The organism is Rhodococcus sp. LW-XY12 (assembly GCF_019317345.1).
In the GTDB taxonomy this organism is placed as follows: Bacteria; Actinomycetota; Actinomycetes; order Mycobacteriales; family Mycobacteriaceae; genus Rhodococcus; species Rhodococcus pyridinivorans.
Window position 1 is genome coordinate 5,041,342 of the sequence record NZ_CP079225.1, and the last position, 20,641, is coordinate 5,061,982.

Annotated in this window: 22 protein-coding genes; all 22 read right to left on the reverse strand. The window is 65.9% G+C overall.

Going from position 1 to position 20,641, the window contains the following annotated elements; all coding sequences use genetic code 11:
* Nucleotides 1-4: 4 nt before the first annotated feature.
* The 22 genes from KXC42_RS23285 to KXC42_RS23390 all read right to left on the reverse strand — a co-directional run bounded on the left by KXC42_RS23285 (nucleotide 5) and on the right by KXC42_RS23390 (nucleotide 20,620).
* A complete protein-coding gene (locus KXC42_RS23285; protein WP_257605934.1) occupies nucleotides 5-832 on the reverse strand; it encodes a hypothetical protein in 828 nt (275 codons plus the stop codon).
* Complete coding sequence (locus tag KXC42_RS23290; RefSeq protein ID WP_219129655.1) at nucleotides 829-6,621, reverse strand: hypothetical protein; 5,793 nt, start codon at nucleotides 6,619-6,621, stop codon at nucleotides 829-831. Before KXC42_RS23290 ends, KXC42_RS23285 begins: the two co-directional genes overlap by 4 nt.
* Entirely contained in the window at nucleotides 6,614-7,381 is a 768-nt protein-coding gene (locus KXC42_RS23295; RefSeq protein WP_257605935.1) for a hypothetical protein, read from the reverse strand. Before KXC42_RS23295 ends, KXC42_RS23290 begins: the two co-directional genes overlap by 8 nt.
* Before the next feature lie 75 nt (nucleotides 7,382-7,456).
* Nucleotides 7,457-7,828, reverse strand: coding sequence for a hypothetical protein (locus KXC42_RS23300; RefSeq protein ID WP_219129657.1), 372 nt, complete (start codon nucleotides 7,826-7,828; stop codon nucleotides 7,457-7,459).
* A complete protein-coding gene (locus tag KXC42_RS23305) occupies nucleotides 7,825-8,154 on the reverse strand; it encodes a hypothetical protein (protein WP_219129658.1) in 330 nt (109 codons plus the stop codon). Before KXC42_RS23305 ends, KXC42_RS23300 begins: the two co-directional genes overlap by 4 nt.
* 131 nt (nucleotides 8,155-8,285) lie before the next feature.
* Nucleotides 8,286-9,218, reverse strand: coding sequence for an Ig domain-containing protein (locus KXC42_RS23310; RefSeq protein ID WP_219129659.1), 933 nt, complete (start codon nucleotides 9,216-9,218; stop codon nucleotides 8,286-8,288).
* Nucleotides 9,219-9,295: 77 nt separating this feature from the next.
* Nucleotides 9,296-9,703 carry a hypothetical protein gene (locus KXC42_RS23315; RefSeq protein ID WP_219129660.1) on the reverse strand — a complete coding sequence of 136 codons (408 nt, stop codon included), beginning with the start codon at nucleotides 9,701-9,703 and terminating at the stop codon, nucleotides 9,296-9,298.
* Entirely contained in the window at nucleotides 9,703-10,023 is a 321-nt protein-coding gene (locus KXC42_RS23320) for a hypothetical protein (protein WP_156895278.1), read from the reverse strand. The genes KXC42_RS23315 and KXC42_RS23320 overlap by 1 nt, the downstream gene beginning before the upstream one ends.
* Entirely contained in the window at nucleotides 10,016-10,339 is a 324-nt protein-coding gene (locus KXC42_RS23325; RefSeq protein WP_071935924.1) for a hypothetical protein, read from the reverse strand. Before KXC42_RS23325 ends, KXC42_RS23320 begins: the two co-directional genes overlap by 8 nt.
* A gap of 1 nt (nucleotide 10,340) precedes the next feature.
* Entirely contained in the window at nucleotides 10,341-10,694 is a 354-nt protein-coding gene (locus KXC42_RS23330; RefSeq protein WP_219129661.1) for a phage Gp19/Gp15/Gp42 family protein, read from the reverse strand.
* A gap of 14 nt (nucleotides 10,695-10,708) precedes the next feature.
* The gene (locus KXC42_RS23335; protein WP_219129662.1) at nucleotides 10,709-11,131 is read right to left on the reverse strand and encodes a lipase chaperone; all 423 of its coding nucleotides are present in this window, start codon (nucleotides 11,129-11,131) and stop codon (nucleotides 10,709-10,711) included.
* A complete protein-coding gene (locus tag KXC42_RS23340) occupies nucleotides 11,128-12,048 on the reverse strand; it encodes a hypothetical protein (RefSeq protein ID WP_257605936.1) in 921 nt (306 codons plus the stop codon). The genes KXC42_RS23335 and KXC42_RS23340 overlap by 4 nt, the downstream gene beginning before the upstream one ends.
* A 46-nt stretch (nucleotides 12,049-12,094) precedes the next feature.
* Nucleotides 12,095-12,535: a hypothetical protein gene (locus KXC42_RS23345; protein ID WP_219129664.1), complete on the reverse strand. Its 441-nt coding sequence runs from the start codon at nucleotides 12,533-12,535 to the stop codon at nucleotides 12,095-12,097.
* A gap of 1 nt (nucleotide 12,536) precedes the next feature.
* Nucleotides 12,537-13,745 carry a head maturation protease, ClpP-related gene (locus KXC42_RS23350; RefSeq protein WP_219129665.1) on the reverse strand — a complete coding sequence of 403 codons (1,209 nt, stop codon included), beginning with the start codon at nucleotides 13,743-13,745 and terminating at the stop codon, nucleotides 12,537-12,539.
* Between the two features lie 11 nt (nucleotides 13,746-13,756).
* Entirely contained in the window at nucleotides 13,757-15,052 is a 1,296-nt protein-coding gene (locus tag KXC42_RS23355; RefSeq protein ID WP_071935928.1) for a hypothetical protein, read from the reverse strand.
* A 14-nt stretch (nucleotides 15,053-15,066) separates the two neighbouring features.
* A complete protein-coding gene (locus tag KXC42_RS23360; RefSeq protein ID WP_257605937.1) occupies nucleotides 15,067-16,488 on the reverse strand; it encodes a terminase in 1,422 nt (473 codons plus the stop codon).
* A 55-nt stretch (nucleotides 16,489-16,543) separates the two neighbouring features.
* On the reverse strand, nucleotides 16,544-16,930 hold the full coding sequence (locus tag KXC42_RS23365; RefSeq protein WP_219129667.1) for a hypothetical protein: 387 nt from the start codon (nucleotides 16,928-16,930) through the stop codon (nucleotides 16,544-16,546).
* Between the two features lie 122 nt (nucleotides 16,931-17,052).
* Nucleotides 17,053-17,418: a hypothetical protein gene (locus KXC42_RS23370; protein ID WP_219129668.1), complete on the reverse strand. Its 366-nt coding sequence runs from the start codon at nucleotides 17,416-17,418 to the stop codon at nucleotides 17,053-17,055.
* A gap of 241 nt (nucleotides 17,419-17,659) precedes the next feature.
* On the reverse strand, nucleotides 17,660-18,034 hold the full coding sequence (locus tag KXC42_RS23375; protein WP_219129669.1) for a helix-turn-helix domain-containing protein: 375 nt from the start codon (nucleotides 18,032-18,034) through the stop codon (nucleotides 17,660-17,662).
* Between the two features lie 174 nt (nucleotides 18,035-18,208).
* Nucleotides 18,209-18,655 carry a DUF6221 family protein gene (locus KXC42_RS23380; RefSeq protein WP_219129670.1) on the reverse strand — a complete coding sequence of 149 codons (447 nt, stop codon included), beginning with the start codon at nucleotides 18,653-18,655 and terminating at the stop codon, nucleotides 18,209-18,211.
* The gene (locus tag KXC42_RS23385) at nucleotides 18,652-19,380 is read right to left on the reverse strand and encodes a hypothetical protein (protein WP_219129671.1); all 729 of its coding nucleotides are present in this window, start codon (nucleotides 19,378-19,380) and stop codon (nucleotides 18,652-18,654) included. Before KXC42_RS23385 ends, KXC42_RS23380 begins: the two co-directional genes overlap by 4 nt.
* The gene (locus tag KXC42_RS23390; RefSeq protein WP_219129672.1) at nucleotides 19,370-20,620 is read right to left on the reverse strand and encodes an HNH endonuclease domain-containing protein; all 1,251 of its coding nucleotides are present in this window, start codon (nucleotides 20,618-20,620) and stop codon (nucleotides 19,370-19,372) included. Before KXC42_RS23390 ends, KXC42_RS23385 begins: the two co-directional genes overlap by 11 nt.
* Nucleotides 20,621-20,641: the final 21 nt, after the last annotated feature.

Genomic DNA, 20,641 nt, shown 5'->3' on the forward strand with positions numbered 1-20,641 from the left:
GCCATCACCCCCAGGGCATCTCGTGGTATCGCGGCATGTGGATACGTAGCTCGGCCGGCACCGTGGCGCCTTGGACCTCGACGGGGAGATCGACCGGCGGGGTGCGGGGTGGGATCTCGTGCAGGAAGTTCACACCCCGCATCGCCTTCCACACCTCGAACCCTGCTCCGGCTGCCCGGATGGTTTGGAAGTCCTGGCGGGTCTGCACCCGCCATCCTGTGGTCTGCGGGCGGAGCGGCACCATACGTCCGGACAGTCCGTCCGGCAGGATCCATTTCTCGGCCGGTGTGCCTTCGAACTTGAGCCACAATGGCACGTCGGTCGGGTTCGATACCTGGAAGGTCCCGACGTGCGAGCCGGTCCCGGCTTCCCACTTGATGACCTTCGTTCCCGACGTGAGGTACGGCCAGCACGCGACCGCGACCATCTCGAGGTCGATACGCCTGGTCTGCATCGACATACGGCCGACGATCTTCGGGTCACGGTCGAGCCGAAGTCGGATCTTCCGAAGTCCGTGCGAGGTCCGTGTGGTGACCTCGTTGTCGTGGTCGAACGACCACACCGCCATCTGCGCCGCGAACTCGCGTTCGAAGTCGTGACGGGTGCGGCCCTCGATCCGGAGCTGGAAGTCGAGGAGACGTTCCTCGATCTTCGTCACTCGCGGTGTCGAGCCGTGCTGGTATGCGCGAGAAGTGCGGGTCGGGGTGCGGGGCGCAGGAACCCAGAGACCATCGAGTCCGCCCTGGATCCAGGAGTCCTGCGCCGTGCGGGACGGGCCGCCGTAGTTGTGCCGCGACCCGTCCCACCCGACCATGCTGATCGAGTCGATCACCAACGCCTCCTGGACTCGGAGCTACGTCCAGGGCCGCGTTCACGCTGATTCATCATGATCTCGACCTCCCTCCTCATCGCTGGTGACAGTTCGCCGACGAAGCTCAAGTTGTCTCCGCCACCGATCGGGGCCAGCTCGAGCGCCGATCGATCGGCTGCCGACATCGCCTCACGCGGCGCCGAGGCTGCCGACTGGACTCGGTCGAGCATCGGGATGAGTGCCTCGAACGCTTCGGTCTGCCGGGGCGAGAGCACACGCTCGGGACGGATGACGTCCTTGAGCATGAAGCCGCGGCCGGATGCGATACCGCCCTGGTCGTAGTAGCCGTTCTTCTCCCAGAACGATTTCGCCCGGAGCGGATCGCCGTACCGGTCGCGGATGTACTTCGCGCCGGCCAGACCCTGGATGTACGCATCCGGATTCTCGTCCGGAAGGTAGGCATCCTTCGTCGACCCGAGGAACTGGAACAGCCCGAACGCACCACTGGATGGGTTGCGCGCGAGCGGATTCCAGCTCGATTCCTTGCCGATGATCCAGTCGGCCGCGGCCCACTGTTCGCCGTGATTCCAGCCGGACGGTGCGAAGGCCCGCTTCACCGCGTCGACGACCGTCTCCGGGCCGGTTCCCGTGTCCGCCTCCGGGGGTGTGGAGGTGGGTGCCGGCACCGTGGATTCGGTGCTGGCCGGGGTGTCGGTTTCCGTGTCGGTCTTGTAGTCGTCGTACGTGGCTTCGTTGCGTGCCTGCGCTTCGTCCGAGCGTCCCCGTCCCCGGTCGTCGACCAGGTTCAGGCCCTCGAACTGGCTCGAGAACCCCGCCATGCTGAGCAGGTCGTTGCCCCACTCTGCGAGCAGCGAGGTGCCGATCTGTGCGCCGACGCCGAGCCAGTCAATCTCTGCCGCATACTTCGCGGCAGCGGCCGGCCCGACCTCGACCTTGTCCTGCTCGTAGCCGTACTGGCTGTAATCGGCTGCAGGGGTGGACTCGGCTGCCGGGGCGTTGTTCAGCGCGCCCATTGCAGACAGCGCCCCGGCGATGTCACCGCCGAGGAGCAGATCCTTGATGAGCTTGATCTGATCCCAATTCAGCACCGCCTCCGGTCGCCCGGTTTCGTTGCGGACGATCGAGAGCCCGTTCGGGATCCAGCCACCCTTGTCGCGGAACAAGCCGAGCGTCAGCACGTTGCCGATGTCCTTGGCTTTGTCCCATACGGCCGTGAGTTGGTCGCCGAGTGCGCTCACTTTGTCAGCGAGGAACCCGGAAGTCACGTCCCGGCCCCTATCCAAGAATGCCTGGGGGATTCCCAGCCACTCGGGGGGAGGTGTACCGACCTGCGCGGCGATTGCATCCTTGATCGGATTCAGTGCCACATCGAAGATCTCGGCAATCTTGCGCTGGACGAACGACTCCTTGTCAGCGGAACTCACGCTGCCGACACCGCCATCCTGAATCCCTGCCACTCCATTAGGGTTGAACAGGGCGTGGATGTGGTCGAAGTGGTTCTGCGTGATACTGCCGCGGTCTTCCATCAGGTTTCCGACCCCGCCAGCAGGCTTGTACCACTGCTTCCAGATGGTGTAGTTCAGCGCTAGCGCTTCGCGCTGTTCATGCAGCCAGTTGTTGACCTCCGTTCCGATCGGATCGCCGGTCATGATGTCCAGCGCCAGGCCGGACGGGTGATCCGGATACGGATCCTGTGCGCGGTATCCACCGATGGTCGTGATTTCCGGCCAGTACATGTGGATGTTTCGGCGAGCAAGAATCGCAGCAGGCTTCAGATTCGACTCGCCCCCGCCACCGGGCCACGGCGGCGCGTCCAGTTCAACCGGTCCGCCACGTGCGAAGCGCGCAGGCAAACCTTGGAGTGCGGCCTGGCGTATTTTCTCGACCTGAGCGTGACCGCCGGCAGCTCGCACTTCTCGTGCCGTCCAGACATGCTCACCGTTCGAGAGCAGTGCGGGAATGTCGTCCGAGGTTCCTGTTCCTGGTCCGCGGATAGCACCACCGGTGGCGTACTCCGGGATGCCTGCCAGAGGCAGTGCCTCGGGCAGTCCGGGGATGAACTCGCGAACCTTGTTCCAGGCCTTCGCGATGCCCTCGTTCCAGACCGTATTGATCAGGAAGTTGATCGGCTTGGCGAGGACGGCTTTGAGGCTGTCCCACTTGTCACCGATCCCCTTGACGACCTCACTGAAGAAGTCCCGCACCTTGCCGAGGGCAGTCTTCATCGTCTCCCATGCAGGAGCCACGACGTTGTCGATCACGGCCTTGATCCCGGCACCGAGAGCGTCCCAGACGGGCTTGATTACGGTCGTCCACACCGAGGTGAAGAAGTCACCGATGGCACCGAGAGCGATCTTCAGTGCGTCCCAGGCCGGACGGATGACGTTCTCCCACACCGCCCGGACCCCGGCGCCGAGTCCGTCCCAGGCCGGTTTGATGACGGAGTTCCACACCCAGCCGAAGAACGCACCGACCGCCCCGAGGGCTGCCTTCAGTGCATTCCACACCGGCAGGATCACGCCGTTGTAGACCGCCGAGATCCCGGCGCCGGCCGCATCCCATGCCGGTTTGATCAGCGAGTTCCACACCCAGGAGAAGAAGTCGCCGAGTGCTTGCAGCCCGGCCTTCATCAGCTCCCACACCGGCTGCGCGATGGTGTTCCACAGCCAGGAGATGATGTTGCCCATCATCTCGACGTAGAGCTTGATGCCCTCCCACAGGAGCATGAAGGCAACGGCCACTACGGCGAGTGCGACCTTGATGGCGGTGAACACCGGCTGCACGATGTTCTCGTACAGCCAGGTGAAGATCTCACCGATCTTCGTGAACGCCGGGCGGATCGCCTCCTCCCACAGCCATGTGAATGCCGAACCGATGGCGTCGAGTGCGCCCTTGATGAACTCCCACGCCGAGGCGAGCGCCGACTTGATCCCGTTCCACACCGACTCCCAGATCCGCTTCCCGACTTCGGTCTGGGTAAAGAACCACACGAGGCCGGCCACAAGGGCTGCGATCGCGATCAGGATGAGCGTGATCGGGTTCGCGCTCATCACGGCGTTGAGCGCACCCTGTGCGATCGCACCGGCGATCAGTGCCGCACGGTACGCGGCCAGAGCGATCGTGTTGCGGCGGATGCTCGCAGTCGACCGTCCGGTCGCTGCGATGAATACACCCTGCGCCACGGACGAGGCGAACATCGCCGCGTTCCACAGCGTCATCGTCACGGCGGCGACTTTCACCATGGTGACGACGGCGAGCAGGATCGGTGCCATCGGCGCCAGATTGGCGATGAGGGTCGCCAGGTGCGGTGCCAGTACCGCGAGGGTCTCCGCCCACGGGGTGAACGCGGCAACGAGTGCGGGCAGCACCGGCGCCAGGTTGGCCAGGGCTTCGCCGAGGGCCGGCATCAGCACCCGCGCCATGTCCATCAGTCCGGGGATCGAGTCCTCGATGGCCTGACCCATGGCCGCGAATCCCGGTGCCAGCCCTGCTGCCGATTCGGCGCCGAATCCGCGGATGAGCGAGAACAGTGGTCCGACAACGTTGCCGATGTTCTCGAACGTCTGCCGAACGCCCTCGAGCGAGGACCGCAGATCCTCTGCGGTGATGTTCCGCAGTTTGTCCCCGATCCCGAGCAGCCAGTCGTTGAGGGACTGACCGGTGTGCGCGAACGTTTGCGCTGCGGTGCCGAGGACGCTGATCAGTCCGGAGAACACCGAGCCGATTCCGTTCTCGCCCTGGGCGAGGCTGGCGAAGAAGGTGTTCGAGCCCGTGATCATCCGGTCCCAGCCCGCCACCGCCGCCGGACTCGAGATCGAGGTGGCGATCTGAGCTCCGATGTTGCCGAGCGTGGTGGACAGGATGCCGAGGTTCGGCGAGAGTCGGTCGAGCAGTCCCCCGAGCACGGAGAACGAGTCGACCATCGCCAGGCTGAATCGATCGGTGATTTCCTCCCGAAGGTTCTTGAAGGCCTGCAGCAGCGGCGCGAGTCGCTGACCGATCTTCGCGGCGAACGGATCGATCGAGGACGCCGAGGAGTTCGCAGACTCCGCCATGCTCTCGTAGGCATCCGCAACAGCCTCCGCCGCATCGGCGTTGGCCTGAGCGACATCCTTCTGCGTCTGCACGAGATCGGCCTGAGCATCCTTGAGCTGCTCGTGAGCGTCGGCCTCGCGTTCCTTGGCCTCGACCACCCGGTCCGAGCCTTCGATGCCCTTGGCCTGCGCGTCGGCGATCTCAGCACGTTCCTGCTTGGCCGTGGCCTTGATCTCCTCGTAGGCCTGCTTCGCCTCACGGACACCGAGCTCGGCGCGCCACCGGTCGAGACCGTCCGCATCCGGATCCGCACGGGTCTCGCGCAGGGTCTTCTCGGCTTCGGCCAGCGCCAGCGCGGCGCCTTCCTCGTCGAGAGCCAAACCGGCGAGGGTCCGCGCGTAGCCTTCGGCATCGCGCTTGGCTTCCTGCCGCGCTTTGTTGACTTCGTCCTGCGCTTCCTGGACGGCCTCCTGAGCCTTGACGACCTGCTTCTCGGCGGAGATGATCTGCCGGTTGCCCTGCTCGGCAGTGCGAGCCTGCGACTTCTTCGCGTTCTCGACGGCCTTGAGCGACGCAGCGCTCTTCGATGCGGTGGCACCGACGTTCTTCTGCGAGTCGGTCCACGCCTTCGCACCTTCGGACAGTCCCGCGAACGCCAGCTTCGCCACGCCGATAGCGGGGCCGAGGATGCCGGCCGCAGCCGCGGCGACGGTACCCATGGCCGCTGCGATCGACGTCAGCCCTGACACCATCGGTCCGGCCATGAAGGAGCCGACGACCGAGCCGAGTGCCGAGACTGCACCGAGCGCTGCGGCGGAGCCGACGGTGATCATGCCGAGGGCCTTGCCGATGCGGGTGAGGATGCCGACCAGCTTCGCCGCGGCGGCCATCACCAGCAGAGCGGAGGTGACCCGTCCGATGTCGCGGGCCAGGATGCCGGCGGCAGCGGCGGCGAGCCGCAGCGCACCGGCGAGCTTGGCCACGCCGACACCGGTCATCATCTTGAGCAACGTTGTGCTGGCCAGCAGACCGATGCTGAAGTGCCGGACAGTACGCGCGGCCAAGCTGAGCACCGTGGCGGCGGTCCCGACATTTCGGATGACCGAGTTCGCCGCATCGCTCAGCAACGAGAATCCCGAAACCGCCATGCGCATGCCGTTGCCGATGGCGGAGACGAATCCGGCCGCGAAGCTGCGGCCTTCTTCGTTACCTCGAGCACGCGAGTTCATGCCCGCGGTGACACCGCTGGCGAACTGTGCACCGGCCGCGCGTCCGCCGGCACCGAACCGGCCGGTCAGACGCTGCAGGAACGAGGCACTGTCGGCGTCGGCGCGCTTGTCGTCGATCCGGGCCTCGATGTGCACGACACGGTTCGCGGCGGTCGTGCGCTTGGACTCGGCCGCGTTGAGTGCGGCTGCGGCGGCATGGCTGTCCCGCTTGGCCTTGACGACCTTCGCTTCGGCGTCCGCGAGCCGCTTGGCGTCGGTGACACCCTTGGTGCGCAGCGACTGCAGTTGCCGTTCGGCGTCGGCGGTTTCCTTCGTCGCCGCGGCTTCCTTGCGGCGAGCCTCGGCGGCGGACTTGGTGGCGCTGTCGAGGTCCGCCTTCGCCTTGGCGAGCCTGCGCTGATCGACCTCGACGTCGATCTTGTGGTTGACCGGGTGTCCCTTGATCTCCGAGCGGACCCGCTTGAAGTAGCCGGACATCGAGGGCAAGACGTTGATGTAGGTCTGCCCACCCTGCAGGTCAGCCATCTTTTACCTCCGGTGGGGTGTAGCGCCGCGTGTAGCGGCTGCCGAGGAGCTGCGAGGCGATGTCGTCGTGCTCGACGAGGGCCTGGAACTCTTCGACGCGATCGCGCGCAGTCTGCGGACGCGGGGACGGCTGCGGCGGCTTACCGCCCTTGCCCTTGAACTTCGGGGACGCACCCCACGTGGCGTGCTCGATGCGCCGTAGCGAATCGACCATGTTGGTGAGTTGCGCCCGTTCGTGTGTCCAGCCCACCAGCGACGGTCGTTTGGACGGAGGAGGCAGCTCGCCGCGTTGCTCCATCTCGAGGATCTTCTGGGCACGCTCGTCGTCGTTGCCGAGCGCCGCGTAGTACCAGCCACCTTCGGGCAGTGCCGGCAGGAGCCGGATCAGCCGGTTCCACGGGTTGTTCAGGTGGTCGCGGACCCAGTCGTAGAGACGTTCGTCGCCCGGCATGGCGAACAGGTCCTTCTCGATCGCCGCGCCGTAGCGGTCGAGCTCGTCGACCAGGTACGCCCATCCGGTATCCGGTGGGACGAGGATCCCGAAGTGTTCGCGGATGTCGTCGACGAGGTCGGCGAGTTCGGAGAACGGCCGGCGGGCGTAGTGCTCGGTGATGACATCGGCCAGGTCCTCGCCGACGAGGAGATCGAGCTGGTCGTGGACGGAGACGGTGGTGTCGAGGTCGGCGACGTCCTGCGAGTCGGGTGCCTCGATGACGAGCTCGAGGCCGTCCGCGTCCTCGTCGTCTTCGTCCAGAGACACGACGAACGGGCCGACAGCCTCACTCAGGAGTACCCGAAAGAAGGAGGCCGTCGACCCATTGTCGTCGCGCATCTATCAGCGGCGACCGCTGCGGCGACGGTCGCGGCTACGACGCTCGACGCGGTTGATCGCCTGCTCGGCGTCGAACAGCCCGAAGTGCTTGGACATATCCCGCACGACCTCGATCAACGTCTCCGGGTGCTCCGAACCGAGGAAGTCGGCGACGTCATCGAACTGCTCACCGAGGAACAGCTTGAGCACGCGACGGGAAGTCGAGGCCTCCTCGATGTCCATGACAGTGTCGGCGTCCGGCTCGTGAACGAAGAAGGTCGGAGAGTCCCCGATCTGGAACTTGAACGGCTTCTTCGGCTCTCGCTTTTCACCGCCGTACCGGCGAACGTCCTGCTCGTCGATCTGGGTGACGTTGTCGAGGTTGTCCGTGCTCACTTGCTCTCTCCGTTGCTCCGTGCGGCCTTGGCCTTGCTGGTGGTCTGCGGGGCGGATGCGGGCGCCTGCTCGGGTTCGGGAGCAGCCGCGACGATCTCAGCGGCGGCGACGTCGGCAGGGGCGCTTTCGGGCGCGGCGGTGACTGCGTCGACGAGGGTGTCACCGGCAGGCACCGGATCTCCGTTGTCGACGGGCGCGGGGACGTATCCCCTGCTGCGCAGTTCACGGTCCTCACGGAACGATCCGGGCGTGTAGCTGCGGCCGTCCGGGGCGAGCAGTGGTCGCGGTGCCCAGTCGGCCTTGCGGATGGTCTTCATCTGTCCCATGACGGGACCTCCTTCGGTGACGGTCGGTGTGGCGGTCTGGAATGCGTCGGGCAGGGGAAGTCGACCGCCAATCCCCTCCCCTGCCCGACGCGTTAGTGAGGCCCGGCACGCACGAGGGGCCGGGCCGGCGGTCAGGCGCTGACGGTGATCGACAGCGGCTTGAGCGCGCTGCCGGACGTCGCACTGTCGACGACCTGAACGGTGAAGGTGGACGTGCCCGCCGTGGTCGGGGTACCGGAGATGACACCGGTCGACGCGTTCAGAGTCAGACCCGCCGGCAGAGTGCCAGTCGAAACTGTCCACGTCTTGGTGCCGGTGCCACCGGTAGCCGCGAGAGTCTGCGTGTACGGCGTGCCGACGGTGGCGGCGGGCAGCGACGCGGTGCTGATCGACAGTCCGCCGCGCTTGAATCCGGCGTCCTCGAGGACACGGTTCCAGCCTTCGCCACCGAAGTAGTGGCGCACGGAGACTCCGTGTTCGGTGTCGACCATCGCGTTGACGGTGGTCGGCCAGGTCAGCGAGCCCTCACCGTCGGAGAGGGTCTGCTCGCTGATCTCGGCGACCTCACCCGCGTAGAACAGGCGACCCAGGTAGATGCGGTCCACGCCGGAGTTGAACTGGGCGATGCAGAGGTACCGCTGCTGACGGATCTCTGCAATGGCCGACTGATCGAACGCGATCTCACCGGTCTCCGGATTGGCGACCATGTTCGACAGGTCCATGCCGAGGTTGTTCTCGATGTTGTACCGGTTCGCCTCGAGTCCGGTGAACTGCAGGCCCGCGATGTCCGAGGTGAAGTCCGATCGGATCGGGTTGTTGTAACCGACCGCCATGATGTCGGACTTTTCGAGCTCGCGGGTCAGCGTGATCGCATCGTCCTTGAGCAAGAGTCCGAAGTCCCATGCACTATCGGGCAGTTCGGCGAGCTGAGAGTTCGACCCCTCGGTGATGTACTCGATGGGGTCGACGTCCATGCCCATTCCGAAGATGTGCATGCGGTTCGGCTTGAGGATGAGCTCACGCTGGTGCCGCGCGACCTCGAGTTCGCCAACAGATGTGGCCATGATGCCCTCCTGGGACATGAGAAAGGCCCACGACGGTGATGTCGTGGACCTGGGATGAATGGTGAGCGTGTGAGGTGTTAGCGCCGCCAGGGCTTCTGCAAGCTCAAGGCGTAGAACGCAACCTCACGGCGAGCGTCGGGGTTCTCGTATGGCTCGGCCTCCGGTGGAGTGTCGACCCGGCACGAGTCGATGCAGATCGGCTTCGGCTCGTCCTCGACCTCGATCGCTTCCCCGGCGATGTTCTCCATCCGGTTCGCGACCTTCCGTGCGAGCAGTGACGCCCCGCGCGGATCGGGGTGATGGCAGGTGATCTGCACCCGTGGGTAGTCACTGATCCCGTCGCTTGCGCCACCGACTCGGTTGATCTGGATACCGATGCCGTCCTCGTGAGGCGGCTCGGTATCTGTCTCGGCGATCGGAGCGAGGTACGCCATCAGTACCTCGTGGATGTCCGGGAACAGTGTCTCGTCGAGTTCGACTGCCATCATTTCCTCCGCATGGCACGCATCGCAGCCTGCGTTGCGCGCACTGGCTTCGAGCGCTTCGTGCCGAACAGGACGTGCTGGTTGGCGACACGTGACGAAACGATGCGGTATCCGGGACGCCCATCCCATCCTCGCGCTCGTTCGATCCGCACCCGAGTTGCGAGCTGGCCGGTTTTCGCGTGTCGGCGAGCTTCTGCGCGGAACGCCGCGAGACCGTTCTGCGCCATGCGGCGGGTCGCGCTCTGCACGCCAGCCGACGCCATGATCGCTTTCGCGTCCTTCGACGAGAATCGGTAGGTGCCGGGTTTCGGATCAGGCACTGTCCCTCCACCTTTCGAGATAGCCGGTGACGTACTCGGCGACACCGTCGTCGTCGTACCAGGTCTGCAGGTCGCCGTCGACGTGCAGCCGTGGCCCGATTCCGTCGACCGCGAGGACGTTCTCGGTGGACTCAGGAAAGCCCGGGGGTGCGTACAGCACCCACCGGTCGTACCGCTCGAGCGGTAGGCCCTCGATGGACCCGACAGGTTGGACCGAGCAGCCGGGATACTCGGGCCCGGCCTGCTCGATCATTACCCCTCGCTTGGCGGGTACGCGTTCGATCACCCGCACGGTCTGGTTACCGAGATCGTCCATGTCAGTCTCCGAACGTCCAGGACGGTGTCGCCGACTGCGAGATGCTGAGCAACTGGTAGTGGTAGGGGGTGAACACCAACGACCGGCCCGGGTTGACGAGGGTCCCCGACCGGGTCACCCCTCCCACCGTCTTCGTGTAGGAGACGTGACCGGCGTGCTTGGCAGCCGTCAGCGCGGCCCGCACCACCTCGATGACGACGAACCGGGCGTCCAGGTCGTCGTCATCGATGGTGGGCTTGTGCTTGCGGATCCACTTCGAGGCAGAGGCGATGAGCTGTTCGGCCCAGATCGTCTCCGTTGCCGACAGCTGCCGCCAGCCCCTCATCAGACCAGTGACGTCGACGAAGTCAGCCACAGTGCTGCCTCAGCTCACTTCTCTTCGGCAGCGTCGACGAGGGCGATGATCTCGTCCTTGTTCTTACCCTCGAGATCCTCGTCGTCGATGCTGATCGCTTTCGCGTACGCCACCCACTTCTCGTCGGTCGCAGTCGCCCGAGGACGGCGCGGCCTCTCGGCCGACGCACCACCGGTCGTAGCCGCCGGGGGTTCGGCGCCCTGCGGCGGGACCTGGTCGACCACCGCGGCGGCAATTCGTTCTGCTGCGGCTTCCTCTGCGGCGACCTCGTCGGCGGGCCGGATCGCGCCGGCACGCAGCAGCCGCTGCGCTTCCAGCTCGTCGAGATCGGTGATCAGCGCACCGCGACGGTGCCTGATCTCCTTCGTCGGCCGGCCCTGATCGTTGCGCTCGAGTACCTGGTTGAACCGCAGTGCGGTCAGGATGTAGTCGGTCACGGCGTCACCAGTCCTGTCAGCCACAGACCGGCCTGCGGCTGGTCGAGTGCGAGTCCACGTTCCTGCGTGGCATCCGAGCGCCAGGTCTCACGCGGGCCACCGTTGGGGCCGTTGCCCTCGGGGTAGAGCTCGGTGAACGTCAGCGGACGAGCGTCGCCGTAGAACCCGATCGTGCCGCGCTCGAGGATCAGGGCCCGGTCGGCCGGCCACGCCTTCGACACGATGACACGAAGGTTGTGGATGGTCTCCGGCAGCGCACCGACATAGGCGATGTTCTGGTCGGCGATGTTGCCGCGGTAGACCTTCAGCAGATCGTCGTTGTCCATCAGGATCGGCAGCAACGCGGGGTTGAGCACGATCGTGTCGGCGGCGAACTCGTATCCCTCGTCCTCGCTGCCGCCCTGCTCGGCGGTCGGGGCCGCCTGGGAGATCTCGAATATCGCGTCGGCGATGTCGCGGCGCGGCCGCGAGTTCGCCACATCCCACGCGGTGGAGACGGGGAACGAAGGGACGGAGTTGAAGATCGCCTTCGCGGCACGATCGTTGGCCCGGATGAAGGTGTTCTTCAGCGCGGTGATCTGCTTGTTCACGTCGTCGATCTGATTCTTCCGAATCATGTCGAGGGTGACGCGAATGCCCTTGCCGCGCTTGGTCGAGAAGACTACCTTCGGGATTCCGCGGGCCGCGTTCGAGACGGTGATCTCGCCGAACTCGGCCAGCTCCTCGATGTCGTCGGCGAGGAAGGCTGGATCGCCTTCGCGGTAGGCGAACACGCCCGAGGTGTTGGCGCCAGCGTTGCGCAGCAGCGCCTCGGCGATGAACTGATTCTCGAGCAGCTTCTTGAGCTTGGTCGGGATCAGCGTCGGGTTCGCGAGAAAGTCGGCCACGGCCAGTGCCGCGCCGTCCGACCCGCTCACAATGGTCCTGGGTGCCATGGTGATTGTCTCCTGGGGAAGTGAGGGATCAGGCGATCCGGATGAGGCCGACCGCGTTGGCGGCCACGCCCTGGGGCTGGGTGCAGATGCCGACGATCTCGGCTGCGGTGGCATCGACCGGGGCCGGACCGACCTTGCCGGAACCAGTCGAGACCAGCTTGTCGCCGAACGTGGCCGCGGCCGAGTAGGTCACCTTCGTTTCGGTGCCTGCGTAGGCGACGGAGACGACGGTGGGGATCGGCATCGCGTTGATGATCGGGCGTCCGATCGCGTCGACGGTGGTTCCGCCCTGCGCCGTCTCGGGGCTCTGTCCGTCGGTGAGTGCGACGCCGAGCACCTTCACGCTGTCGGCCGCGGCGACGCCGATGCGGCCGCCGGTGCGGGCCTCGACGAGCTGGCCACCGAGGATGACCTCGGCCGGGATGAAGCTCTTGGGGCCACCCTGGGTGACCTGTGTGACTGCAGCCATGTCAGTTCTCCTCGATCCAGTTCTTGAACTTGTCGACGGCCGCGAAGTCCGCACCGCCGGTGGGCTCCGGGTCGACGCCGTGACCGACCTCCTCGAGCGGCACGAGACCGGCGGCGAGGCTGTTGATGGCCTCGGTGGCGCCCTCGCGGTCGCGCTGCAAGGAGTTGAGCCAGTGCTCGCGTCGGCCGGGCCCGAACTTTCCGGCACGGATCGCTCCGTCGACGAGTGCCTCGTCGGCTTCGCGGAGCTGCTGGGCGCGAGCTGCACGGCCTTCGTTGGCCGCGGCGATGTAGTCCTCGTGCTGGGCACGGTCGACGGCGACGAGGCCGTGGCGCTCCATGTAGGTAGCGACCTGCTCGGCGGTCGGGGCACCGGTGCCGGCGGATGCCTGGGTTCCGGTTTCCTGTGCCTGCTCGGCGAGCGCCTCGTCGAGGGCGGCCAGAATGGTCTCGTCGGTGGCGTCGGCGTTGATGCCGAGGCGCTGGGCGAGAGTTTCGTTGAGGGTGGGCACGATGCCCTCCTTCCTGTTGGTGTCCTCTACCGCCTCGGCAGAGGGGATCCGGGGGGCCGGGGCATGTTCCCGGCCGGCGAAACGGAACTGCGAGAGGTTGAACGCTGCGGACAGTTCACCGCTGGCGGGTGCGCTGGCACCGACCTTGTCGGCCAGGCCGGCGGCGACTGCTTCGTCCGCGGTGAACCAGGTTTCGGCGGCGACCAGTGCGCGCCACTCGTCGAACTCCCCACCGGCCCGGCGGGCATAGACCGCGGTGATCGAGTCGGTCATCTTGTCGAGACGGTCGGCCTCGGCGCGCAGGTAGTCGGCGGTGCCGGAGGTGTAGAGCCACGCTTCGTGGATCATCATCTGCGAGCCTTCGCCCATGATGATCTCGTCTCCAGCCATCGCGATGACCGACGCGGCCGACGCGGCCAGGCCGTCGATTCGGACGGTGACCTTCGCCGAGTGCGCGCGCAGCGCGTTCATGATCGCGATGCCGTCGAACGCGTCGCCGCCGGGCGAGTTGATCCGGACGACGATCTCGTCGGAGTCGAGTTCCTTGATCTGGGTGGCGATTGTCTGCGCGTCGGTGTCGAGCCAGTAGCTGCCGATCACGTCGTAGATCAGGATCTCGGTGGCGGCGCCGGCCTTCGCGTTGATCCGGCACCACTCGCGTGATCGTCCGGGTGCTCCGGCACCGTTGCGGATGGTCATGGTCGTCTCCTTCACGTGGTCGTCCCCTCGGTTTCGGTCGGGCCGGAAGGGGGCGTCCACGGCTCGGATGGGGGCGGGGTGTCCTTGGCGGGCAGCCCGTACTGCTGCCGCGTGTACTCCTCGAGCGACCGGTCGAGGCGGATCAGTCCGGCGTCGATGAGCATCTTCAGTGCGGATGCGGTGAGGTCCTGGCGCGAGCCGATCTCGTCGAACACGATCTTCGGTGCGGGCTCGTCCTCGCCCCAGTTCAGATCGACGAGGTCCTCGACGACGTGAGCGGTACCGACGTCTGCGATGGTCTCGCCGAGCGTCTGCACCGACTGCGTGAACGTGCCCTCTTGCACGCTGGCCATTGCGAACGAACCACCGGTGTCGAGGTTCAGGAAGTGCGCCAGGCCCGCGATAGCGATCTGTTTGTCCTGGTAGTCGATCGCTTTCTGAATGTCGAGCAGCACACCTTGCACGCTGAGCAGCTCGAGCTTCTGGCCATTGGCGAGACCGACGCCGGAGGTCATGCCGCCCTTGAAGTTCGACGCCAGGTCGCGCATGTGATCGACCTCGACCTGGTCGGTGGCGCTGGCTGCGGTACCGACCGGCACGCCGATGCCGTTGCGGCGGGCCGCGGCGGCCTGGGTACGCATGAACTCGTCCTTGAGGATCCAGTGCTTGTAGGCCGGCCGCAGGATCGAGTTGCCCTGCCACTGACCGGGGTCCGGTTCGTGCACGTAGGCGACCAGTCTCGAGACGGGGATGGTGAATCCGTCCGGTATGGCCGAGGCTGCGGTGAGCTTTCCGACGGGCGGCTGTTGCGTGATCGACTCGAGACCACCGTCGAGCGCGACGTTGATCTTCGCGATCGTGCGCTGCGGACGGGGCGCGAGCTTGCGCAGACTGATCCTTCCGTCCTGGTCGAACTGATACACCTGCTCGAAGAAGCTGTGCCCGTACTGCAGCATCAGGAGCGCCTGCTGCAGATGACTACGCCACGAGAAGCGCCCGCGCGTGCGCGTCGTCGGCTGGTAGTCCGAGCCTTTGATCCCGAGCCGAAGGTTGCGGGCGACGAACTCGACGACCTCGTCACGGGCGCCGTTCGGGTCGAGATGCCATCCGGTGCGGCGGATCGGCAGACCGATCGCTCGCAGCAGGGAGGAGGCTCGGCCGTCCTCGCGGCCCATCCGGCTGAAGACGTTCACCGACTCGGGCCACTGCAGCTCGGGGACTTTCTCGGTGTGGTCCCACTGCTGCCACTCGGTTCCACCACCGTGTACGTATCCCAATTCTGTTGAGGGACGTGCAGTTTCAGCCATGGTCACCTCCTCGTCTAGAACGCGGCGGTCAACGGGTCGAACGAGTCGACCGGTCCACCGGCATGGTTGGTGCGCTCGAATGTCGGCGCGGCCGATGCGCCGGCCACGCGGGATTCGAAGGTGATCAGTGCCCATCGAGCGATGATCACGGCCAGCATCGGTGCGACTTCGGGGTCTCCCCCGGCGTCGACGACCCAGTCCCCGCGGGGCAGCGACCGTTTGGCCGCGTGTTCGAGCGCGTAGCCGAGTTCACGCTGACCGGTGTGGCTGATCAGTCCATCCTCGGCGTCGTCGACGAAGCCCTGGCTCATCAGCGCCGCTTGGTTCGTCGTGGACTTGATCAGTTCGATGCCGGCGGTCTTCATCATCGGTTCGAGCACCGCGGCCGGTGAACGACTGTCAGTGGCGATCGCGCACGGCTCGAGTACGTCATCGATCCGTCCGATCAGGTCGACGATCTCGGGGTTGGTTGCCGTACGCATGTAGCCGACCTCGACGTGGATCCGGTCGTCGACGGTTCGTTGCGCACCGGCGATCACCCACCGGGAACCGACGCGGGCGATGCCCACGCCGATCGTGCCGGCCAGTTCCGGGAAGTCCACCAGGCCGTGCCACTGCAGTTCGGTGACGAGCTGCCATGTGGGCGGGCCCTGGTCGTCGTCATCTGGCCAGATCCCCATCGCCTCACGGCGCCAGGCTTCGTCGTCCGGGATGTTCTCCCGCATACGCAGCATCGACTCCAGCGGAGTGCGGTGCGGATACGACGGGTTGAACGTGCCGAACTTCGACTGGTCGTCCGGGTCGGTGTCCGGGTCCGCGGAGATCTCCACGTACACCTGACCGTCGGTCAGTCCGGCGAGCGCCTTCTTCCGTTTCTTCGTGAACGATTCGCCGTCGTCGGTCGGGCGCGGTGGTGTGCCGATGAAGAACAGCAGACCACCGTGCGGATTCTTCGCCGCGTTGGTGGCCGGCACCATGTCCTCGAGCGCCTTCACGCCGAGGATCTGCGCCTCGTCGAACACCTCGACGTCGATGGCTTCCATGCCTCGACCGAAGCCCTGCTCGCGAGCGCCGAACATGATGATCGACCCGTTGGTGAAGACGATCTCCTGTTCACCGTTGGCAGTGCGGATCGCGGCGACGTACGGCCAGATCTTCTTCTTGCGCACCATCGACTGCATCGAGCGGAAGGTGTTCGTCGTCGTCCGGTTGTGGTGCGAGGTCCAGATCACGCGCAGGCCCGGGAACTCCAGGCACATGCCGATGATCAGGTTGCCCACCGTGTAGGTCTTGCCGACCTGACGCGGAATCGAGGCGACCACACCGCCGACCGATGCGGCGTACTTCCCCGCGGCGTTGCACCCGAGCGCGATCTGGCCGAAGCCTTCCTGCCACCGATCGAACGAGACACCGACGTCCTGCAGGCGGCGATACACCCGAGGGAAATTCGAGGTGACAATCCCATCGGGGATCACCAGATGACGTGCAACCTCAGAGAGTCGACGCGTCGAACCTGTCATCGACACTGCCTGTCAGTAGCGGGTGACCGGGAGCGACCGCACGCAACGCTGCCTCCAACTCCCGGATCCGACCGGGGTCGTTCTCAACGTCCTCTGCAGCTCGCGCATCGATCGCCTCGATCTCGTTCGCGGTGTCCTGCAGTCGCTTCGTCAGCGACGCCAGATCTCGCGGTGGGCAGTCGCTGTCCGTCACCGCTTCCGCGATCCGGTCTCGAATCGCCACCATCAGCGCGCGCCGTGATCCGCTTCGCGCCGCCTCGGCCACCGACAGAACGTCGGGATCGAAGGTCTGATCGTCGTCGTTTTCGGGGGTGGGTTCGGCGTCGAGGTCGTCGTCCGGAGGCGTGTCGGTCGTCACTTTTTCACCTCCGATTTGGACTGTGGAAAAAAATGTCGGAGAGAGATTCCTGACTGAGGAAGAGGCCAGTCAGGAGACCCCCACCCCCTCGATAATTTTCGGGGGTGGGGTATATCCGCAGGTCAGGGCCATGGAAGCAGCCTAATACCGAGCGGTTCTTCGCTCTCTTCTGCGCCGATTCGGTGGCCTGTGACAGCGGGCCGAAGATGGTCCCGCCGGCCGTCTTGGCGCTCCTTGTTGCACGTGCCGTGGAGCAGTCGATCGGCCTGGGTTCCGCCGTGCGCTCGCGCCTGACTGTGGTCGGCAGCAAGCGATCCGGAGGCCGGGTCGTTCGACGTCGGGTCGTGGTCCCAGTTGTTGGTGCGGTTGCGGAACATCGGCAGCGAGCACCACCAGCACGGTGTGCCGTCGACGTGGTTACGCAGCAGTCGTTCGCGGGTCTTCTGGTGATCCCAACCCAGGCCGCGGGCGGTAGTCGAACTACTCATCGTCTGCCGTGGGACAGTGGCGGGTCCGGACCGAGCAGCCGCGGCGCCCATGGATGGGACAACCGAGTAGAGCTGTTGCGGTGTGCGTGGCCATGCGCGTAGCCCGTCGGTGACGAGCGATGAGCGCGCGGATGAGGTTCATGCTCACCCCGCTCGCGTGCTGTGGAAAACACTTCGGCCGACGTGTTCGAGATACACGTCGGCCGTTGGCACGAATGTAGCACGCGACAAACGAAGTGCGCTACCGAGCCGCCCGAGCGGCGCGTCGACGGCGCTGCACAGCGGCCGCGTTAAGGACATCACCAGAGCGGAACAGTGGGCGTTGCTTGTTGGTTCGGTAGATCGCGACCAGGTGGCCGGCGTCGACCCAGCGGTACAGCGTCGAGCGGTTCACCCCGACGAGTGCGGCCGCGTCAGTGGCCGAGAGCATTTCGTTCTCGTCGATGGTCACGAGCTCGGGCACTACCCATGCTTGGCCGAGTTCGCGGGCTCGGTCGTCGAGGTTCATGCACTTGGCGGCGTCGAGCGCGAGCAGCGCTTCGCGGTAGGACTGGGCGATACGGCGGGCGCGGTCGAGCTGGGTGTCGGCCGGCCATGGCCACGGGTCAGCGCTCATCGGTCCGCTTCTTCACGAGATGTCGCCGGGCTTCGAAGTGATACCACCTCAGTCGAACCCACCCGCCGTATTTCCTTACCCAGATCTGGCTGCAGTCCTCACACTCCATCACGGTGTTGTACGGGTAGGAACTGATGGATGGAAGTTCGCAATGGTGTGGGATGTGGAGGATGTTCACGCCCACTCCTTCTGGTAGTCGGGATGATCGAAGTACGGCGCAGCCAGTAGGCCGAGGATGTCGATAGCGTTCTTCCGGTTCATCTCACCGGCCTGACCCCCACGGGACACCAGCCACCGGCGACTGAGATCGAGCAACTTTCGCTTCGCTTCAATCTCATGCAGCACGCGGGCCGGGTCGTGGCGAGCGATGTGAGGGCCTATCTCCTCAGCCACCGAAGGTGTCAATCCCTCGCTGTCACAAGTGACGCAGCCATAGCTGATTGACTCGTGGCCGTTCATGTGCCTGATGACCGTCCGTGTGTCGGGGTAGTACACCTCGCCATTCGATGCGGAGTCACAGTCACCTGCGTAATCCCATCGGGCGTACTTGCCCGTCCCCGCCTTGGTTGCAATCTGCTCGTCTTCGGCAAGTCGGGCTTCAATGAACTCGATGATCGTCATGCGAACTCCTGGTAGTCGGTGGCGAGGATGGTGGTCATGCGTCGGTAGTCGAACTCGGTCCACGAGCATCCGCACGCGAGGCAGTCGATCAGCTCACTGCCATGCCAGCGACCGAGCTGTGATTCCTCGCAGCGTGGGCACGGCAACGGCATCCGATCACGGCCGCGGGTCACGCCGAGTGTCGACGATGCGCGGCGATGCAGATCGACCAGGCGCAGCGCGAGACTCACACCGTCCTGGGTAGTGGACTCCCACTGTTCGCCACCGGGCAGCCAGACCATCGCGTCGTGCTCGGGGACCATGAGCAGGACCTCGATGTTCTTCTCGACCAGGTCGAGGTTGTGTCCAACGGCGCGCTCGTCCGGGTCGGTGTCGAGTGCGAGGCGTTCAGCGATGACAGTGGCGCATCGGTGTGCGGTGTCGGCGATCTCGCCCATGAGTGCGTCGGTGTGCACGTTCACCGGGACCGCGGGTGTCGGTGAGGTGGCGCGCGGGCCGGTGGCCGGGCCGGTGATGCTGGTGTCGCCGAATGCTCGGTACAGGGCGAGGTAGTCCTGCCACAGCGCGGCGGTCGCTGCGGTGACGGCGCGGATGCAGCCCTCGCACAGGAAGCCGGGGCGGATGGTCAGGGCTGGGATCCACTGGCCGGTCTCGGGGTCGCGGGTGCGGCCGCGACAGAATCCGCCGGCGCGGCAGGCGTGGGTCGGTGTCTGGTCAGTGGTCATGCGGGTGTCCTTCCGGCGGTGCGCACTTCCAGCACGGCTCGGGCAGATGGTGGGTTGGGCAATCGGTCTCGTCGCCGACGGTCGACGGGGGTCCGGTCCATCCGTGCCACGGGGATCCGAACCGACCTGGGGTGGGGACTTCGGGTGCGGGGCCGGCATCCCACTGGGGTGTGGGGATGGCAGGAGGTGAGGTGACCTGCTGGCTGGGAGCGGCAGTCTCGGTCTGGTGGTGGGATCTGCCTTTTCCGCGTCGACGTCGTTTGCGAGGAGATCTCACGTGAGGTTCTTGCTCGGGTAACCCAGTACAAGAACCCTTACCCTGCCCTGACCCTCCCATGCCCGCGCCCGCGCGCGTCGCCCGCGCGGGGACACCTCGTTTCGGGTGGTCGGGTGTGTGGTCCGGATTTGGTCGGGATTTGGTCGCGTCACTGCTGGTCGTGCGGATGTTCTCAGCGGCGCGTGTGACCGGCGAGGTGGTCTCTGCGGCGCGGTTCACCGGCGAGCTGGTCTCTGCGTCGGCGGGTGCCGGCGAGACGGGCTCAGCGTCGGTGTGGTGCGGCGAGACGGACTCAGCAGCGGTTGGTTTCGGCGAGACGTTGGCACGGGGCGGGGGCAGCAGGACCATGTCCGCTTGGGCGGGGGTGCGGTTGCCTTTGCGGCCGTTGCAGTCCGCGCAGGAGACGACGATGTTGCGTGCGCCGTCTGCGCGGGTGGGGTCGACGTGGTCGAGTTGGGGGCGGCGGCCGGTCTGCGAGCGGGTGTCCTTGCGGCGGACGACGGTGCCGCAGTAGCGGCACTTCGCTTCGTTCGGCTTCGCAGGGTCGATGCAGTCGCGTGCCCAGACCGAGTTCAGGATGACGGCGTCTTTCAGCTCCTTCCGTTTGCGGCGGGTGATGTCGACTTTCGCGGCGGGGTCGTAGCCGAGGTCGAACCAGTCGTGAAATAGGTATGTTCCGTCGGCGACGGGGGGACAGCGTGGGCAGTCGTGGCCGGGTGCGTGCCAGAGTCCGACGGCGACGAGCTGCGCGGCGAGGTGGTCGGCGACGCGGGGGTCGAGCATGATCCGGATGGTGTCGGCGCGTTTGACGACGCCGTCGCCTCCGGCGGCCTGGCAGTCGGTGCCGGCCATCGTCCACAGTCCGATCGCGGCGATGCCGTCGAGTCGGTTGTGGAGAACTTGTTCGATCAGTTCCCGGTGTTTTCGGGATGTCGGGAGCTGATCATCGCATTGGAAGAACACTGCACCTCTTGTTGTTTCGCG

Coding starts and splice junctions, on each gene's coding strand:
- KXC42_RS23290 (WP_219129655.1), bottom strand. CDS start 6,621: ATGGCTGACCTGCAGGGTGGGCAGACCTACATCAACGTCTTGCCCTCG.
- KXC42_RS23305 (WP_219129658.1), bottom strand. CDS start 8,154: ATGGGACAGATGAAGACCATCCGCAAGGCCGACTGGGCACCGCGACCA.
- KXC42_RS23310 (WP_219129659.1), bottom strand. CDS start 9,218: ATGGCCACATCTGTTGGCGAACTCGAGGTCGCGCGGCACCAGCGTGAG.
- KXC42_RS23315 (WP_219129660.1), bottom strand. CDS start 9,703: ATGGCAGTCGAACTCGACGAGACACTGTTCCCGGACATCCACGAGGTA.
- KXC42_RS23325 (WP_071935924.1), bottom strand. CDS start 10,339: ATGGACGATCTCGGTAACCAGACCGTGCGGGTGATCGAACGCGTACCC.
- KXC42_RS23345 (WP_219129664.1), bottom strand. CDS start 12,535: ATGGCTGCAGTCACACAGGTCACCCAGGGTGGCCCCAAGAGCTTCATC.
- KXC42_RS23350 (WP_219129665.1), bottom strand. CDS start 13,745: ATGACCATCCGCAACGGTGCCGGAGCACCCGGACGATCACGCGAGTGG.
- KXC42_RS23355 (WP_071935928.1), bottom strand. CDS start 15,052: ATGGCTGAAACTGCACGTCCCTCAACAGAATTGGGATACGTACACGGT.
- KXC42_RS23370 (WP_219129668.1), bottom strand. CDS start 17,418: ATGAGTAGTTCGACTACCGCCCGCGGCCTGGGTTGGGATCACCAGAAG.
- KXC42_RS23375 (WP_219129669.1), bottom strand. CDS start 18,034: ATGAGCGCTGACCCGTGGCCATGGCCGGCCGACACCCAGCTCGACCGC.
- KXC42_RS23380 (WP_219129670.1), bottom strand. CDS start 18,655: ATGACGATCATCGAGTTCATTGAAGCCCGACTTGCCGAAGACGAGCAG.
- KXC42_RS23385 (WP_219129671.1), bottom strand. CDS start 19,380: ATGACCACTGACCAGACACCGACCCACGCCTGCCGCGCCGGCGGATTC.